The organism is Streptomyces sp. NPDC001770 (genome assembly GCF_053596135.1).
In genome coordinates, this window is record NZ_JBSFFN010000009.1 from 179710 (window position 1) to 195682 (window position 15973).

Sequence of the window (15973 nt, forward strand, 5' to 3'; positions counted from 1 at the left end):
GCTCTGTCCTCTCCGTGCGCGGACGCGCCCCCGTACAGGACCGGTCAGCCCGGCGCCCGCCGCTCCTCGGACGTCTCCACCGTCGACGTGATCCGCACGACCGACGGATCGCGGGGTGCCGAGCCGAACCCGAAAATCACCGGCGGGTCGACGGGCGCGAGTCCGCCGAGATCCGCCCCGTCGAGGGAGGCGCTCGCCGACAGGACGCGGTGCTGGTCCCGCGCCCCGTACCACTCGCGCCGGCCCGGACCGGCGCTGCCGAGCGTACGGACGCCGGGCAGCAGACGGGCCGGTACGTCGCACACGGCGGCCCACGTGTGGCTGCGCGCGAGCGGCGCGGGCACCGTCCGCAGCAGCCATCCCAGCGCCGTCCGGGGGCCGGTGACGAGGTCCAGAGCGAGCGGGCCCGCCCCGACGCACCAACGGGCCCCGTACCGCCGGACGGCCACCGGCACCACGTCGACCCGGTCGAAGGTGTACGTCTGTGCGACGAAGGCGGCGATACGGGGGGTGGGTGCCAGCAGCCGGCGCTCACCGCCGGGGTGCTCGATCATGACGTCGCTGAACGCCCCGAACGGCGAGCGCGGCCAGTGCCCCAGCACCAGCCGCGTCCCCGAGGCGGTACCCACGGCCCCGATCCATCCGTCGAAGTACCAGCGCCGCCGCGTCATACCCGCCAGTCTGTCCCGAGGACGCGGAAACTGCCTGTGGGGCCCCTCATCCGGATAGGGCTGGGCCCGGTCCGGGCACAGGACCCCGGTGCTCCTACCAGGTCACCCCGAGCCGCACCGGACCACGCGAGGTGGAGCCCAGACGCCACTGGACGGACGAGGCCGGCTCGGTGAGCCGGAGCTTGGGGAGGCGGGCCGCCAGACGGTGCAGGGCGAGCTGGAGCTCCGTCCGGGCCAGCCACGCACCCAGGCAGTAGTGCGGCCCCGCCCCGAACGACAGGGTGGGCGCCGCCAGCGGAGCGAACAGGTCCGCGGACCACTCCGACGGGAAGACCGCCGGGTCCCGGTTGGCCATGCCGCAGTCCGCGACCACCACCGCTCCGGCCGGGATGAACACGCCTCCCACCTCGACGTCCTCGTGCGCACGGCGGGTGGTGCCGCGGTCGTCGCCCAGCGGAATGCCGTGCAGCAACCGGTCCGCCAGCCGCCCGGCCGCCTCCTCGCCCGAGGCGAGCCGGGGCCAGCACTCCGGCCGCTCGCCGAGCAGGTACAACAGCGAGTTGCTCAGCATGGTCATCGTGCTGTCATGGCCTCCGACCACCAGCCCGCAGACCAGACTCACCAACTGCGCCTCCGGGATGCCGCCCTCCTCGTCGGCGGCCAGTACCAGCCCGCTCACCAGGTCGTCCCCGGGCTCGCGCCGCCGCAGGGCCAGCAGCTCGGCACCGAACGCCGAGAATTCGGCCATGGCCGCGCCGACTTCCTCCGCGGGCCAGGAACCGTCCGAGAGGGCGTACTCGCTCCAGTGGCGCATCCGCTCCCGCGCCGAGGCGTCGAGACCCATCAGCCGGCTGATCACGGCCGCCGGCAGCGGCAGCGCGAACTCGGCGACGATGTCCACGGGGGCCTCCCGGCGGGACAGCTCCTCCAGGAGCTGTTCCACGATCGCCGCGATCCAGGGCTGCCAGCGTGCGACGGCCCTCGGGGTGAAGGCGCGGTGCATGGTGCGGCGCAGACGCAGATGCTCGGGACCGTCCTGATTGAAGAGCAGGTCCGGATCGTTCACGAGGACCGGCTGGTCCGGCAGGGACGGTCCGTCCGGCGTGTACAGCCCGGCCCGCCCGAACCGGCTGTCGCCGAGCACCTGCCGGACGTCCGCGTACCGGCTCACCAGCCAGGCGGGCGAACCGTCGGACAGCTCGACGCGCTCCGGAGGGCCCGGGACCCCGAACTCCAGTCGGTGCAGCGGGAGCAGAGCCCGCTCGGGACCGGCGTTGTCACTGACTGCGGCGGACACACGACCTCCTGGCTGTACGGGACCGACGGGGAAGACAGCGGGTGGGACAGGGGGAGGGATACGGGCGGGGACGGGACGGTCACAGCTCCACCAGCACCTTGCCCAGGTTGGACGCACGGTCGTGGTAGAGGCTCCGGTAGGCGGCGGGGATGGAGTCGAAACCGTGGTGAAGTGTGTGGTCGCACACGATCTCCCCCCGCCGGATCCGGCCGCCCAGCTCCGTGTGGAGGGCCCGCCAGTTCTCGTCGGTGAACCACTCCAGGGAGAAGATCCCGCGCACCGTCGTCCGCGGGAACATGATGTATGGCAGCAGCCTCGGCCCGACCGCGTCCCGGCCCACCTGGGTCGCCCACTGCCAGCACACCGCCACCTGGCTGTTGACGTTGAGCAGCGAGAACACCGCGTCGGTGACCGCGCCGCCCAGATTGTCGAAGTAGCGGTCGACACCGTCCGGCGCCGCCCACGCCAGCGCCTCGCGCACACTCCCGGCACTGTCGCCCTGGCGGTACAGGACGACCGCGTCGAACCCCAGCCCGGTGAGGTACTCGGCCTTCCGAGGACTCGATGTCGTACCGACCACCCGGGCGCCGGCCAGCCGCGCCATCTGCCCGACCAGCGTCCCCACGGCGCCGGACGCCCCGCTGATGACCAGGGTGTCGCCCGGCCGGACCGTCAGGAAGGTGGTGAGCGTGCCCCACGCGGTCATGCCGGGGCCGCCCATCGCGCTGAGCGCCGTCGCGAGAGGGAGCGCCTCGTCGAACCAGCCCGGGTCGAGACGCCGGTAGGCGGGGAACACCATCGGGAAGGTGCCCGTCTGCCAGAGCCACTGGGTGCCCTTGCTGACGAGATGGGAGCGCCAGCCGCCGAAGCCCTGCACCAGGTCGCCCGGCCGGTGCGGGGCGAGCGGCCCGGCCTCCAGCACCTCCATGACCGAATCGGCGCCCATGTGGCTGCCGAGCGGGGTGTCCAGGGCGATGCCCTGGAGATAGGGATCGACCGACACGTAGAGCGTCCGCAGCAGCATCTCGTCGGGCGCCAGATCCACGTCGATGTCCTCGACGACCTGCTCGTAGATCCGGTCCACGTCGGGAGTCCCCTCGACGTGCTCCCGAACGACCCACTTCTTGGTCTTCACAGGTGCTCCTTGTCCACGCCGGTGGAAGTGCCGGTGGAAGTGCCGGTGGAGGTGAGGGGGGCCGTGACGGAGGGAGACTGGGAACGCCTCGGCACCGGGACGACGAGGTGGGTCGGCAGGGGCCCGCTGTCGTCGACCGACGCGGTGAACCCGCGGCCGTCGTCGCGGCAGACGAACTGCATGACGTGCCGGCCCGCGGCGGCGGCGCGGATCAGCCCGCCGGTGGTCGCCCAGACACCGGACTGGTAGAAGTTCTCCAGCCCCGGCAGCCCCGGGCCGTGCTTCTTGACGAGCTCCTCCAGGGTCTCGCCGCTCTCCACGAACGGCTGCCACCCCAGCACGGTCCCGTCGTGGTTGCCCGTGTACCGGACCTGGGTGAGTGGGCTCGACACGTCGCGTACCACGATGGCGTCCTCGATGCCCGGGTATCGCTCCTCCAGGAACCGAACGAGCGCCGTGCGCGCCCGACGCTTCGCCGCGTAGTAACCGCGCCCGTGCCGGACCGGGAGGGTGTGGAGCCGCTCGCCGCCCCGGGTCCGGGTGAGCTGCTCCGGCCCCTCGTCCAGGGCCCGCCAGGGCGCGATGTCGCAGAAGTACGTGGCGTAGACGACGGAGGTCCCGCTCGGCGACAGCTCCGGGTAATGGCGGCTGCGGAACTGGACGTTGACGCTCGGATGGCGGATGCCGGTCAGCTCCGCGGCCTGCGCCTCGTCCAGCAGATAGGTGGTGCACGGATCACCCTCGGGAAAGGGGCGCTTGAGCCCGAGGAAGAGAGTGAAGTACCCCGGGAACACCATGCCCGGCTCGTACAGGGTCCGGGTGTAGAGCCGGCGGTAGGCGTCGTCGAGATAGCGCCCCTTCAGCAGCTTCATCATCGTGGTGGGACCGTCGCACGCCGACACCACGATGTCCGCGCGCATCTCCCGGCCGTCGCTGAGCCGCACCCCGACCGCACGGTCCCGCTCGACGAGGATCTCCTCCACCTTGGTGTTGTACGAGACCCTTCCGCCGAGCTTCAGATAGCGCTGCTCGATCGACCGGGCCAGACCGAGCGACCCGCCCTCGGGCACCCCGGCCGACAGATTGGCGTGCGAGGCGAGCTGGAAGTGGGTCGGCAGCACCGGGAACCCCGGATGCCTCTCGTACAGCACGAAGTTGAACGACTGCCGCAGCAGCGGGTCCTTGAACCGCGCCGAGTACTCCGACATCAGCACCGAGATCGATTTGCGCACCGCGTTGAAGTACGGCAGGAACGACGCGAGCATCCGCCAGCGTTCCAGCCGGCCCATCAGCCCGACCGGTTTCAGGAAGGGGTAGACGGCCAGCGCCTTGCGGAAGGCGCGCAACTGGCGGCAGAAGTCCCTGATCTGCTTCGCGTCGGCGGGCGACAGCTCGGTCAGATGCTCCTGAAGCCGGTCCGGATCGGAGTAGAAGTAGACCGCCCGGCCGTCCGGGACGCGCACGATGTTGAACACCTCGAAGTGGCGGATCTCCTTGCCCTGCAACGCGCCGAGCTCCAGCCAGATCTGGTGCATCTCGTTGCCCGGACCACTGCCCAGCAGCCAGCTGACGCAGGCGTCCAGGGTGAAGTCCCCGCGCTCCCAGGCGGTGCAGCACCCTCCCGGGAGCTCGTGCATCTCCAGCACCTCGGTGCGGTAACCGTTCATCTGCGCGTATGCCCCGGTGGAGAGACCACCGAGCCCCGCACCAATGATGATCATGGTTTCCCTGCCGCGCGGTGAACGCGCCATGGACCTGCCCTTCTCGGTCGTCACGCGCCGGTGCCCTCCTTGGCGGTCCACCGGTCGAGCTGCGGCAGCCGCCCCAGCTTCCCGGTGTGCCAGGGACCGGAGGGGGTGCTCTCCCACGCCCTGAACGGGATGCCCAGCTCCTCGCAGAGGTACTGCGCGGCGAACCGGCCGGTGGAAGCGGCACGGATCAGGCCGCCCATGCCGACCCACTGGCCGGCCATGGAGAAACCGCTGAGCCCGGGCAGCCGCATCCGGTCCTTGCCGACCAGATCGGACGCCACGTCGTCGGCGTCCGAGAACGCCTTCCAGGCCAGGATCGAACCGTTGTGGTTGCCGGTGTAACGCCGGGTCGTGGCCGGCGAGGCCACGTCCACCAGCTCGATCCGCCCGGCCACGTCCGGCCACCGCCGGGCCAGGAAGCCCCGTACGAAGTCGGCGACCTGCTGCTTCTGCGCGCGGTACGCCTTGCGGTCGCTGCGGCGCAGCTCCTGCCAGTGGGTGTAGTCGCTGAAGTAGGTGCAGTGCACCACCGACTTGCCGGGCGGTGCGAAACCGTCGGAGTAGCGGGACCGCAACTGGACCACCAGACTGCTCTGCAGGGCGCCCGGGAGACGGGCGGCGTCCTCGGGCCTCAGCAGGTACGTGGTGCTGTGGGCGTCCTCGGCCGGGAGCGGGCCCCGGATACCCACGAAGGCCGAGACCACCGCGGGGAAGAGGGTGCCCGGCTTCTCCAGCAGCTCCTCGTAGAGCCGGTCGATCCGCGGGCTGGTCCAACGGCCCTCCAGCAGTCCCTGGATGGTGGTCCGCCCGTCGCAGGCGGAGACGACGTGGTCGGCGTAGTACCTCCTGCCGTTGCGGAGTTCGACCCCGATCGCCCGGCCGTTCTCCACCAGCACCTTCTCGGTGCGGGCCCGGTAGGTGACCGTGCCGCCCAGCCCGGTGTACCGCTCCTCCACCGACCGGGCGAGCCCGAGCGAACCCCCCTGGGGGAAGCCCGCGTTGCCGTGGTACGCGCTGGCCATGTTGAAGAGGTACGGCAGCAGCGGGAAGCCCTCCGGGTCCTGGAAGAAGATGTTCCGGAACGCCCTGCGCAGCAGCGGGTCCTCGAACCGGTCGGCGAACCGGTGCATCGGCGTCGCCGCGGTCCGCCAGAAGAGGCGGAACGCCGGCAGCACCGTGCGCAGCGTCGCCGCCCTCTCCCGTACGGTCCGCAGGGCGGGCGCGGTCAGGAACGGATACAGCTCGATCCTGGTGAACCGCCGCAGGTCCCGGCAGAACGAGTGGATCAGCCTGGCGTCCGCCGGGGAGAGGCCGGTCAGATGCTCCTCCAGCCGGTCCGGGTCGTTCCAGAAGGTCACCGACCGGCCGTTCTCGTCGACCACCTTGTTGAACAGCTCGAAGTTGGTGATCGACTTGCCGTCCAGCGCGCCCAGTTCACGCCACACCTGGTTCGCGTCGTTGCCGGCGGCTGTGCCGATCAGCCACTCGATGCAGTAGTCGAAGATGTAGCCGTCCCGGGACCAGGCCGTGCAGCAGCCCCCGGGCAGCACGTGCTTCTCGAAGATCCTGGTCCGCGCCCCGCTCATCTGCGCGTACACGCCGGTGGACAGCCCCGCCACGCCCGCGCCGACGATGATGACGCGGGGCTTGCTGCCGGGAGTGCGCTCCCGTCGGCCCCAGTCGGAGCCCGCCTCATCCCGCATGGCCGTCGTCTCCCGTCAGCAGGGCGCGTACCAGCGCGGCGTTGCGGGGCAGGTGCTTGGGACCGAGCATGTCGGCGTGGGCACCGGACCCCTTCAGGACGCGGGTCCCGGTGGTGGAACTGCCGTGCCAGGCACCGGGGACGCCGACCGCGTAGAGGCCGGCCTTCTCCTCGTCCGTCACCACGCCCACCCGGGCGGCCACCGTCCCCGTGTTGGGCGTCCGCCCGCAGAACTCCAGGTACTCGGCGGCATGTTCCAGGACGGTCCGGGTGACGACCTCCGAGCCCGTGTGCAGATGGATGTGGCGGCCCAGCTCCGCCTCGAAGGTCTTGATCCCTTCCTCTCCCGGCTCGTACGTCTCCATGATGCGGCGGGAGTCGAGTACCACCACCCGGCCCACCACGCGGCCCCTCGACTCCAGCTCCTTCGCCACCTCGAACGCGAGGTTGCCGCCGAGCGAATAGCCGAGCAGCAGGCAGGGGCCGTCCGGTTCGACGGACTCCACCAGGTCGGCGTAGCGGGCCACCTTGTCGTCGCCCGGCACGTAGTTGAAGGCGACGGTGCGGTGCCGGTACCGCGCGAGGTGCTCCGCGAGACCCCGGTAGACCAGCCCGTGCCCGCCCGCCGGAGGGAAGCAGAAGACGGGCCGCCCCGCGCCGGGGTTGAAGGTCAGATAGGGCAGCTCCTCGGCGGACGTGCTGTTGACGAGCTCCTCCACCGCCGCGGCCATCCCGTGCAACGTGGTGACCTGGTAGAGCCGGCTCACCGGGATGCTGACGCCGAACTCCGTCCGCAGCTGGTGGAGCAGCTCGATCAGCTTGATGGAACTCCCGCCGGACTCGAAGAAGTCGTCCCCGAGCCCCGCCCGCTCCATCCCGAGCAGAGCCCCCCAGTGCCGGGCCATGCTCACCTCGTACAGGGTCACCGGCGGTTCGTACGTCTGCTGCCGGTCCCCGCTCACCGGCACCGGCAGTGCCGTGACGTCGACCTTCCCGTGCGGGGTGAGCGGCAGCGCGTCGAGCTCGGTGACGTGCGAGGGCACCATGTACGAGGGCAGGGCGCCCGCGAGATGGCGGCGCAGCGCCCGTCGGTCGAGCACCGCCCCCGGCTCCGCCACGCAGTACGCGCAGAGCGTGGCGTCCCCGGCGGCGTCCGGGCGGACGGCCACCACCGCCCGGGCGAGACCCGGCCAGCCCGCCAGGTGCGCCTCGATCTCGCCGATCTCGATCCGGTGGCCCCGCAGTTTGACCTGGTGGTCGCCGCGCCCGAGGAGATGCACCCGGCCCTCCGTGTCCCAGCGCGCCAGGTCCCCGGTCCGGTACAGGCGTTCCGGCAGCGCCCCGGACTCCCGGCTCAGGAGCCGGGTGACGAAACGCACGGCGGTCTGCTCCGGGTCGCCGGCGTACCCCAGGGCCACACCCTCGCCCCCGATCCACAGCTCGCCCGGCACACCCGGCGGCACCGGTTCACCGTGGGCGTCGAGGACATGGAGCGTGCTGTTGGGCAGCGGGCGGCCGATCGGCACCATCAGACCCGGCTCCAGGTCGTCGGCGGGCCCCTCGAAGAAGGCGCTGTCGATCGTGGCCTCGGTGAGACCGTAGGAGTTGATCACGCGGGTCCCGGGCCCGCAGAGCTCGCGCAGCCGCGTGTACTCCGCGACCTTCCAGGCATCGGAACCGACCACCAGGAGCCGCAGGAAGTCGAGCCGCGCGCCCTCCCTCGCGCAGTGGTCCATCAGGCCCCGCACGACGGCGGGGACGAACTCCGCGCAGTCCACCCGCTCGCTCCGCATGGTGCGGTACAGCCGGGGCGTGTCGAAGATCAGGTCCCGGTCGGCCAGCACCAGGCTGCCTCCCGAGCACAGCGCCCGCACCAGGTCACCGGTGAACACGTCGAACGAGGGCTCCGCCATCTGGAGATGGACGCCCGACCCGTCGAGCCGGTACTCCCGCAGCCACGCGGCGTACGCCGAGGCCAGGCTCCGGTGGCTGACCCGGACCGCCTTGGGGCGGCCGGTGGAGCCCGAGGTGTTGATCACGTAGGCCGGGGCGTCCGGGTCGGCCTCCACCTGAGGGGCCGGCCCGTCCGACTCCGTCCCGCGCAGACCGTCCAGGGTCGTCACGGTGAGGGGCAGGCCCTCCGCCCACGGGGCGCGGGTGTTCTCGACGACCAGCAGAGCGGCCTCGGCGCCGCGCAGCACGTGCGCGACCCGGTCGGCAGGCTGGTCCGGATGGACCGGAAGGTAGGCGCCTCCCGCCTTCAGCACGGCGAGCAGCGTGACGATCAGCTCCGGCGACTTGTCCAGGCAGACCCCGACGACCGACCCGGCGGAGACCCCCAGGTCGCGCAGGCGCCGCGCCCGCGCGTTCGCCCGCCGGTCCAGCTCGCCGTACGTCATCCGCGCCGTCTCCCCCGAGAGGGAGGGCATCGAGACCGCGACCGCGGCGGGCCGTGCGGCGGCGGCCTCCTCGATCAGCCGGTGGACCGGGCGGGCGCCGGCCGCCGTCGGCCCGGTACGGGCCGGCAGCGCACGGGCGCCGCTCCACTCGCCCACCAGCCGCTCACGCTCCGGGGCGTCCAGCATCTCCAGCCGGGGCGTCGGCAGTTCCGCCGCCGCACGGGTCATGCTCTCCAGCAACTGGACGTAGTGCGCGGCCATCCGGCGGACCGTCTCCGGCCGGAAGAGGTCGGAGTTGTACTTCAGCACGCAGTGGAAGCGCCCCTCCGCCTCGTCCTCGTACGCCGACAGGGTCAGGTCGAACTGCCCCTCCTCCTCAGGCAGTTCGATGTACTCCAGCCGGTAGCCGTACTGCTCGGTGGCCACCTTGTGGGTGAGCAGGATGAACATCGCCTGGAAGACCGCGGAACGGCTCGGGTCGTGCTGGAGCCCCAGCTCCTCGACCAGCAGCACGAACGGGTACTCCTGGTTGTCCAGGCCGTTCAGCACGGTGGAGCGGACCTGCTCCAGCAACTCGGCGACCGTCGGCGCGCCCGAGAGGTCCGCGTGCAGGGGGAGCGGGTTGACGAAGTAGCCGTAGACCGAGGAGAACTCCTGCTGCGTGCGGCCGGTCACCGGGCTGCCGACCACGACGTGGTCCTGCCCGGAGTAGCGGTGCAGGAGGACGTAGTACGCGCTCAGCAGCACCATGAACGGCGTCACCCCGTGCTGCTGCGCCAGCGCGTGCACCCGGGCGCTGAGGCCGTCGTCCAGGACGAAGAACTCGGAGGCGCCGTTGTGCGTCTGCACGGCCGGGCGCGCCCCGTCCACCGGCAGGTCCAGCAGGGGGACCTCGGCGGGCAGGTGAGACCGCCAGTACTCCAGCATCGCGCCGGCCTCCCGGCTTGCCAGGAAGCGGTTCTGCTGGTTGAGGAAGTCGAGATAGCGTGCGCCCACCGGCGGCAGCGCGGGCTCCCGCCCCTGCTTCAGGGACTCGTGGACGGCGAGCAGTTCCTCGATGAAGGTGAAGGTCGAGATCGCGTCCGAGACGATGTGGTGGACCGCCTTCATGATGACCCAGCGGCCCGGCTCACGCTTGAAGAGGCGGAACCGCACCAGCGGATCGCGTTCGAGGTCGTACGGCTTGCGGTACTCGCGGATGATCGTCCGCCGGATCTCCCCCCACTCCTGGCCCTGGACGTCGAAGAGCGCGAGATCGGGCTCCGCACCGGACGTCGTCCGCTGCACCGGCTGCCCCTCCTCCAGGTGGAAGTTGGTGCGCAGCGCGGGATGCCGGGCGATGAGCCGGCGCACGGCCTCGAACATCAGGTCCGGTTCGATCTCGGCGCGTACCTCCACCGCCCCGCCGATGTTGTACGCGTACCCGTCGGGGTTGAGCTGCTTGAGGAACCAGAGCGCCTTCTGGTTCTGGGTCAGCGGGTGACTGCTCTCGTCGGTGAACACCGCCACGGCGCTCGCCGCTTCGCCCTCCCCGGCGGCGTCCGCCGCGACGCGTTCCAGCAGCCCCTCGTACAACTGGTCGGCCAACTGGCCGACAGGGGTTCCGCTCAGCAGGGCGACCACCGGCAGCGCGATGCCGAGATCGGCCTGCACCCGGGCACGGAGTTCCATCGCGAGCAGTGAGTCGAGACCCAGACCGCCGAGTCCGCCGGACGGGTCGATCTCCTCCTGCGCCGTACGCAGCACGGTGGCGGTGAGCGAGGTGAACCGCTCGACCACCAGGGCGCGCCGCTCCGCCTCCCCGGCGCGCCGGAAGGTGTCGAGGAAGCCGTTGCCCTCCTCCGCCACCTGGTCACGGGCGGTCGCGGCGAGCTCGGAGACCAGCGGGGGAGGCGAGTCGTACCAGGCCAGGAACGTCGGCCAGTCGACGACCGTCGCGACCAGCAACTGGGCCCGGTCCTGCCCGATGACCCGCTCCAGCACGCTCATCCCGGCGTCCGGGGACAGCGAGCTCATGCCCCGGCTGTGCAGGTAGTGGTCGACCAGGCCGAGCTCCTCGATCATGCCGGTCGCCCACGGACCCCAGTCCAGACTCAGCGCGGGCAGCCCCTGGGCACGCCGCCGGTGCGCCAGCGCGTCCAGGAAGGCGTTGCCGGCGGCGTAGTTGGTCTGGCCGGCCGTCGTCAGCAGCGAGGCGATCGAGGCGAAGAGCACGAAGTGGTCGAGCGGCTCTTCCCGCAGATGCCGGTCGAGCAGGTACGCGCCCATGACCTTCGGGTCCAGCACCGCGTCGAAGGTGGTCCGGTCCATGTCCGCGACGAGCGTGTCGCGCACCTGCCCGGCGAGATGGAACACGCCGCGCACCGGGGCGCCGCCCCGGCGCCGGTAGGCGTCGAGCCAGCCGGTGAGCGCGTCCTCGTCGGTCACGTCCACCGGCGCCAGGACCGGCTGCGCGCCGAGGGCCTCCAGCTCCCGGAGGAGCGCGACGGCCCGGCCGGCGGCGGTGGCCGGGCCGGCCGCGGCCCACTCCTTGCGCGGCGGGACCGGGGTGCGGCCCATCAGGATCAGCCGGCGGGCGCCGCGCTTCACGAGGGTCCGGCACAGGAGCCGGCCCAGCGCCCCGAACGCACCGGTGACCAGATAGCTCCCGTCCGCGCGCAGCCTCAGCGGCAGCGGTCTGGTCAGTCCTTCGGCGGGGCGGAGGCGGCTGGTCGCGCGGCGGTCGCCCCGCAGCCCGATCTCCTCCTCGTCGTCGGTCAGGAACTCGCGCAGCAGAGCCTCGGCGTCGGCCAGGAGGCCGGGCGCGCCGGGCTCCCGCGCGGGGTCCAGGTCGACCAGCTTGCCGCGGTGTCCGACCAGTTCCTGGTGGCGCAGCACCCGCGTGACGCCCCAGGCCGGGGCCGCGAGCGGCTCGACCGTCTCGCCCGGTGACACGGGCTGCGCGCCCCGGGTGACGACGTGGAGCCGGCCGCCGGTCCGCCGTGCGGCGAGGATCCGGGCGAGCGCGACCAGGGAGTAGGCGCCCGTTCCGGCCGCCCGTGCCAGGCCCTTGCGCTCACAGGCCGGGAGCCCCGGCAGATCGAGGTTCCACAGATGGACGACCGTGCCCCGGAAGGGCGTGCCGTCCCGGTCCAGATCGGCGAAGAGCCGCTCCAGATGTTCGGCGGACTCCGGCGCGACCGCGAACTCGCCGTCCCGGACCGGCCGCCCCCGCGACGTGTCCGCCCGCACCACTCGGCAGCGCTCCCCCCGCGCGGTCACCAGATCGGCGAAGGCGTCCCCGACGCCGCCGCTGTCCGCGAGAACCAGCCACTCCTGTTCACCGGCCCCCGCGACGAGGGAGCCGGATTCCTCGGGGACCTCGGCCCACGGGCGGTCGATCCAGGCGGGTTCGGCGAGCCAGGAGTCGATGGTGCTCCGGGAGACGGCGGCCGACGCCTTCTCCACGTCCGCCGCGCGGAATCCGCGTAAAGCCCCGAGCGCCGTGCCGTCCTCCGCGTACAACGCGAGGTCGCCGACGAGTTCGTCGCCGTCGCTGCGCGACACCGTGCCGTGCACCCAGAGCGGCCGGTCGCCGACGGGGGAGAGACTCATCTCGTCGAGCGAGAGCGGCAGCCTGATCCCGGTACCGGGTGAGGACGCCTCCGGCGCCAGGATCTGGGGCGTCAGCAGGCTCTGGAAGCAGGCGTCCAGCAGGGTGGGATGAATGTGGTGGCGGGAGGCTTCGTCGCCGATGACCGCCGTCGGGACGATCCGTGCCAGCACTTCGCCGGTGCCGATCCAGACCTCCTGGATGGCTTGGAAGGCGGGGCCGTAGTGGTAGCCCAGGGCGGCCAGCCCGGCGTAGCACTCCTGCGCGCCGAGCCGGCGGGTACTCCGTCCCCTGACCGCGTCGGTGTCCAGCGCGGGACCGGCCGAGCGCCGCTGTGCGGAGCGGACCACTCCGCTCGCGTGCACGGCACGCTCCGCGTCCGGCCCGGCGGGCGCGGAGGCGATGGTGAAGTCCCCGTTCTCCAGGGACACGGAGAGCTGGACGGTCCTCGCCTCGTCCTCCGCGAGGAAGAGCGCCTTGCGCAGGTCGATGTCGGCGAGCACCACGTGGGTGCCCCCGGTGAGGGTCCGTACGGCCTGGACCGCCATCTCCAGATAGCCGGCGGCGGGGAAGACCACGGTGTCCTGGATGCGGTGGTCGGCGAGGTACGGCAGGGTCTCGGTGTCGAGCCGGGACTGCCAGGTGGGTTGGGCGTGGCTGGTGCGGCGGCCCAGCAACGGGTGGTCGAGCAGGCCGAGCCTGACCTGGGCGACGGAGCTCGGCTCCGTCCAGTGGCGGTCGCGGCGCCAGGGATAACGGGGCAGCGGGACGGTCTCGCCTGCGGGGTGGAGTACGTCCCACGCGATGGGGACGCCGAGGTTGTGCAGGGTGGCGAGGGAGAGGGCGAAGCGCTCGTTCTCGTCCTCCGCGCGCCGGACCGAGGGGACGGAGAGGGCCGTACGGCCGCCGGCCTCCAGGCATTCGCGGATCGCGTGCCCCAGGACCGGGTGCGGGCCCACCTCCAGGAAGAGCCGGTAGCCGTCGTCGGCGAGACGGTCCACGGCGGCGCGGAAACGCACCCGGTCGCGGACGTTCTTCCACCAGTACCCCGCGTCCAGCTCGGTGCCCTCGGCGACTCCGTCCCGACCGGTGAGGTAGAGGGGAACGCGCGCCCGGCGGGGCGTGATGTCCGCGAGGGACTCCAGCAGCTCGTCCTTGATGCGGTCCATCGCGGCGCTGTGGTACGGGACCTCGACCGACAGGAACTTCACGAAGACCTCTTCGGCCCGGAGCGACTCCGCCAGTGCGGTGAGCGCCTCCTCGTCCCCGGCGAGGGTGACCGAGGCAGGGCTGTTGACGGCGGCCACCGAGATACGCGAGCCGAAGGGGCGCACCCGCCGTTCCGCCTCGTCCTCGGGCATACCGAGGGCGAGCATGGTGCCCGCCCCGGCCAGGGTGTGCTGCAGGCGGCTGCGGTGGACGGCGATCGCGACCGCGTCCTCCAGTGAGTAGACGCCCGCCTCGTAGAAGGCCGCGATCTCGCCGGTGCTGTGCCCCACGACGGCGTCGGGGCGCACGCCGTACGAGCGCCAGAGGGCCGCCAGCCCGATCTGCACCGCGAAGTTGGCCGGCTGCGCCAGCCAGGTCTCCGCCATCCGGGACCGGTCCTCACCGGCCGTCATCTCGTCGAGGAGGGACCAGCCCGCGATCCTTCTGATCTCCCTGTCGCATGCGGCGACCGTGTCCCGGAACACGGGCTCGCTCGCCAGCAGCCCGCGTCCCATGCCCCACCACTGGGGGCCCATGCCGGTGAACACCTGGACCAGGCGGCCGTCCTGGGGGTCCAGCTGCTTCGACTGGACCACCCGGGGGTGTGCTTCGCCCCGGAGGTACGCGGCCAGCGCCTGGTCCAGCGACTCCCGCGAGGAGTGGACCACGGAGAGCCGGGACTCCAGGTGCTGGCGGCGGTGCGCCAGGGTGTGTCCGAGGTCGGCGAGGGAGACCGCCGGGCGCTGCTCGCCCGCGAGCTCGCCGCGCACACCCTCCGCGATCCGCACGAGCGCGTCGGGGTGGCGTGCGGTCAGCGGGAGGATGTTCCAGCCGCGCTCGGGCGCGGGGGACACCGGTTGGGCGGGGGATCGCTCCGGTGCCTCCTCCATGACGAGGTGCGCGTTGGTGCCGCCGAAGCCGAAGGAGTTCACACCGGCCCGCGCCGGTCCCTCGTGGGCGGGCCACGGCGTGACCCGGTCGGGAATCTCGTACGGAGAGGAGTCCCGGTCGATGGCGGGGTTGACGCGTTCGAGATTGATGTGCGGCGGGATGGTGCGGTGCTTGAGCGAGAGGGCCGTCTTGATCAGCCCGGCGATTCCGGCGGCCGACTCGGTGTGCCCGATGTTCGCCTTCACGGAACCGACGTAGCAAGGAGCTCCCGGGGCGCGCCCGATGGCGAGGGCGCGCGAGAGGGCGTTGGCCTCGATCGGGTCGCCCACGGGCGTGGAGGTGCCGTGCGCCTCCATGTACTGCAGATCGCCCGGGGTGATGCCGGCCTCGGCGCAGACCTGCCGCACGAGGGAGACCTGGGCATCCCCGTTGGGGACGGTTATGCCATTGGTCCGGCCGTCCTGGTTGACCCCGCTCCCCAGGATCACCGCATGGACCGGGTCCCCGTCGCGTACCGCGTCCTCCAGTCGCTTCAGCGCGACCAGGCCGACCCCCTCGGCGCGCACGTATCCGTCCGCCTGGGCGTCGAACGTGCGGGAGCGGCCCTCGGGTGACAGGAACCCGCCCTTGGACTCCGCGACGGTGTACTGCGGCGCCATGTGCAGCAGCACCCCGCCCGCGAGCGCCAGATCGCTCTCCCCGCGCTTCAGGCTCTGGCAGGCCAGGTGCACGGCGACCAGGGAGGAGCTGCACGCGGTGTCGACGGAGAGGCTGGGGCCCCGGAAGTCGAAGGAGTGCGAGATCCGGTTGGAGACCATCGTCATCATGGTGCCGGTCGCGGTGTGGGCCGCGAGCGTCTCGAAGCTCAGGTCGGCGAACTGCAGGATCTTGTAGTCGAGCGTGAACGCGCCGACGTACACGGCGGTGTTGCTGCCCGCCAGGTCCGCCGGCCGCTGACCGCCGTCCTCGAGGGCCTCCCAGGCCACCTCCAGGAGCTTGCGCTGCTGGGGGTCCATGTGGTCGGCCTCGCGACGGCTGATGCCGAAGAAGGCGGGTTCGAACTCGTCGAAGCCGTCGATGTATCCGCCCCGGCCGCCCACCAGCCGGCCGGGCTTGTCCCGGTGACCGCTCCGGTGGGTCGTGACGTCGTAGCGGTCCGGCGGCGTGGGGGTGACGCAGTCCTTGCCGTCCAACAGGTTCTGCCAGAAAGCACGGTGGTCCGAAGCTCCGCCGGGCAAGCGGCAGCCGATGCCGATGATCGCGATTTTGCCCGTCGAAACGTCGTTGGTCGCGTCAGCCAAGTTCGCACACTCCTCATCAAGTGGT

General features: G+C 71.9%; 6 protein-coding genes. All 6 read right to left on the reverse strand.

Annotated features, from left to right (window positions below):
* Positions 1 to 44 precede the first annotated feature (44 nt).
* The 6 genes from ACWCSV_RS11170 to ACWCSV_RS11195 all read right to left on the reverse strand — a co-directional run bounded on the left by ACWCSV_RS11170 (position 45) and on the right by ACWCSV_RS11195 (position 15948).
* The gene (locus ACWCSV_RS11170) at positions 45 to 671 is read right to left on the reverse strand and encodes a hypothetical protein (RefSeq protein ID WP_451140784.1); all 627 of its coding nucleotides are present in this window, start codon (positions 669 to 671) and stop codon (positions 45 to 47) included.
* A gap of 94 nt (positions 672 to 765) precedes the next feature.
* Positions 766 to 1968 (reverse strand): cytochrome P450, encoded by a 1203-nt coding sequence (locus ACWCSV_RS11175; protein WP_451140786.1) that lies wholly within the window; start codon positions 1966 to 1968, stop codon positions 766 to 768.
* Positions 1969 to 2047: 79 nt separating this feature from the next.
* Positions 2048 to 3103, reverse strand: coding sequence for an MDR family NADP-dependent oxidoreductase (locus ACWCSV_RS11180; protein ID WP_451140788.1), 1056 nt, complete (start codon positions 3101 to 3103; stop codon positions 2048 to 2050).
* A complete protein-coding gene (locus ACWCSV_RS11185) occupies positions 3100 to 4824 on the reverse strand; it encodes a phytoene desaturase family protein (protein WP_451140834.1) in 1725 nt (574 codons plus the stop codon). The genes ACWCSV_RS11180 and ACWCSV_RS11185 overlap by 4 nt, the downstream gene beginning before the upstream one ends.
* A 50-nt stretch (positions 4825 to 4874) precedes the next feature.
* A complete protein-coding gene (locus ACWCSV_RS11190) occupies positions 4875 to 6557 on the reverse strand; it encodes a phytoene desaturase family protein (protein ID WP_451140789.1) in 1683 nt (560 codons plus the stop codon).
* Positions 6547 to 15948 (reverse strand): non-ribosomal peptide synthetase/type I polyketide synthase, encoded by a 9402-nt coding sequence (locus tag ACWCSV_RS11195; protein WP_451140791.1) that lies wholly within the window; start codon positions 15946 to 15948, stop codon positions 6547 to 6549. Before ACWCSV_RS11195 ends, ACWCSV_RS11190 begins: the two co-directional genes overlap by 11 nt.
* Between the last annotated feature and the right edge of the window lie 25 nt (positions 15949 to 15973).

Bases quoted from the DNA above. Each gene is read 5' to 3' on its own strand.
- ACWCSV_RS11185 (WP_451140834.1), bottom strand. From the start codon at position 4,824: ATGATCATCATTGGTGCGGGGCTCGGTGGTCTCTCCACCGGGGCATAC.
- ACWCSV_RS11170 (WP_451140784.1), bottom strand. From the start codon at position 671: ATGACGCGGCGGCGCTGGTACTTCGACGGATGGATCGGGGCCGTGGGT.
- ACWCSV_RS11190 (WP_451140789.1), bottom strand. From the start codon at position 6,557: ATGCGGGATGAGGCGGGCTCCGACTGGGGCCGACGGGAGCGCACTCCC.